1 protein-coding gene is annotated in these 2368 nt (G+C 38.3%); it reads right to left on the bottom strand.

The genetic code is table 11. The features are described from left to right. Window positions 1-1315: 1315 nt before the first annotated feature. On the bottom strand, window positions 1316-1579 hold the full coding sequence (locus QUB61_RS40355; protein ID WP_445300637.1) for a hypothetical protein: 264 nt from the start codon (window positions 1577-1579) through the stop codon (window positions 1316-1318). Window positions 1580-2368: the final 789 nt, after the last annotated feature.

Genomic DNA, 2368 nt, shown 5'->3' with positions numbered 1-2368 from the left:
AGAGTCGAACTCATGCACTGGCTAATTTCATAAATTCCTTTTTTTGTCAACTCCTAATACTGAACCGACGCCCTAGGTATAATTTTTATTTTAATTTTTCTCAGCTAGAATTTTATTAAATAACAAAAAGCCCTGTAAGTCAATACCTAATTGCTTTGCTAGCGCCTAATTTTTATATTTTATAGTTAATTTTTATAAAAATTATTAACTTTTTTACATACTAGGTTCGGTAGAGCCATAAAAATTAACTCTTATTCATCAAGTGAGAGAAGGGATTTGGGTAAAAATTCATTAACGCCCTTAATCGAGCCAAACCTGTAGATAATTATTGTAGAATCGGAAAAACTTTTAGCCACTGTTGTATCAAGTTAAAGCTAATTAAAGGTTGCAGCATTAATCTCAAGTTGTTTATATGGCTCTGACAACTGTTTTTTTCATCCCAGTTTGGATGTTACTCAAAGCGGTGGAGAATTGAACCGTTTTTTGCAGATGAAGTGCTAAGTGATGAATTCTGGGAGTTAACGGCTGTATTAGACCTAGTATAGAGACCGATCATCAGGTAAGCACTACAAAGGATTTCCCACCATTTTTCAATCTGTGAATATTGCGTAAGTCGTCCATCGGCCCATCCTAATTCACTCTTACTTTGTCGAAAACCATATTCAATCCCAGTCCTATTTCCATATAAATCCCCAACTTTTTTAGCTAAGACTCCCGGAAGCGAGTGTCATCACATACCAGGTTGAATTTTCCGGAATGGTCTCTATATCGGTTGTGATATTCCAGTAACGCACTTCTCTCTTTTTTCCATAAATAATTTCGCGAATATAGCGGAATTCTCGGCTGCCATCGGCAAATATCCGCTCTTTCTTTACGCCATTTATTAGTTCTAACCCTTTGCTCTGCGGGCAAACGCACACCGTGATTACTCCGGCTCGCTATAGCAAATTGAAGGTTTAATCCTTGTAAGCAGCGGATAAATGTACTCGTACTTTCCCCATATAAGCTATCAGCCATAACGCAGTCTATTTCAAATCTCATCGCTTTAATTTATCTAATCATCTGGCTGGCTATTTGGGGTTTGCTTAGGTAACTATCCTTTAGTTTAAGTCGTTCTTTAGGTTGATAAATTTCAAACATTAAGGGGAAAGTTAACCCATCTACTAGACCCGATCTCACCACTGTCACTATGCCATTGTCAATTTTTCTAAGTCGCCATAAATATTGTCTAGCTACATAATCTGTGGCTTTTCCCTTCTTTGGCTCTCCTGTGCAAGTCAATGATGATAATGATTTTTCGATGTTTAACAATTTTTTAAATTAATTTTAGCCTTTGCCTTATATAGGCTTGAGCCTCCCAGGGTGATTGGGTAAGAAAGTGATGCAACCCTTGAGCATTTTCTAGCCCCATTATCTCTGCAATAGCTGGTAGTGTCTTACGTTTAATATCAGAAATTATACCAGCATGAAGGTGTGTAAAAGCTTCAAAACTTCTGACTTCTGAAAACAGATTTCTGTAATAGCGACAATACTCATCAATCAATTTCAAAGTTGAATCAGCTTGGGGAGGCTTAACCATAGACCCAGCTGAGGTTTGAGAGATTTTGTTCTATTATACTCTGCGGTTTAGTGACAGAAGAAGCTTACAGCATATTCCAGCTTTATTAAGTACAATAGCAGCAGCTTGTAAACCTGTTTTTGAAGTGCTTAGTTTTGATCAAATCAAGCGCACTGGCAAGTAAAACGTCAACCATCTTGGTAGTGGTTGGCGAGAACAGACGTAAAAAAGCTTTCAGTTGTGACCACCATAATTCTATCGGATTAAAGTCAGGATTCGGGAGGTGATAAATTCAGGACACGCTTAACCAGCCGCTTGAATCAATGATTCAATCACCGCCAACTTATGAGCTGGTAGATTATCAATTGACTTCGACGGCACCATCCCATAAGTTTGGCACTAAAAATTTTCCACAAAAACGGAAAATGCTTTGCCATCCATCGCTCCATTTAGCGCCATTAATCCTACTACTTTCTTTAAGCTAATTGCTCGAATAACTGTTACTTTTGCCCCGATAAAATGGTTTTAAATCGTAGATTTTTTACCAGAATGCGAAGGTGCAGGAGTCCGTATATACGCCAATAAAACTCCCCTTTCATCCAAAAAAACGCGGTTTTTCTGGTAGATTTTTTTCACCGGCTCCCCATAAGGAACACCTCAAAATTTGCACTCGTTCGGTGGCAGACTGACTGCGACCTATTGTCTTTTTTTTCGCGTTCCATGCAAGTTTTTTTGTAACTGCTCAATAAGTGCTGATAAGCAAGTATCGCCAAACTAACTCAGACAATGCCTGATAGCCTGAATCTGAGA

It is taken from the genome of Microcoleus sp. C2D2 (assembly GCF_036702495.1).
Lineage (GTDB): Bacteria > Cyanobacteriota > Cyanobacteriia > Cyanobacteriales > Microcoleaceae > Microcoleus.
Note: the sequence above shows the minus strand (reverse complement) of the source record. Positions and strands in the feature narration are given on the sequence as shown.

Coding starts and splice junctions, on each gene's coding strand:
- QUB61_RS40355 (WP_445300637.1), bottom strand. CDS start 1,579: ATGGTTAAGCCTCCCCAAGCTGATTCAACTTTGAAATTGATTGATGAG.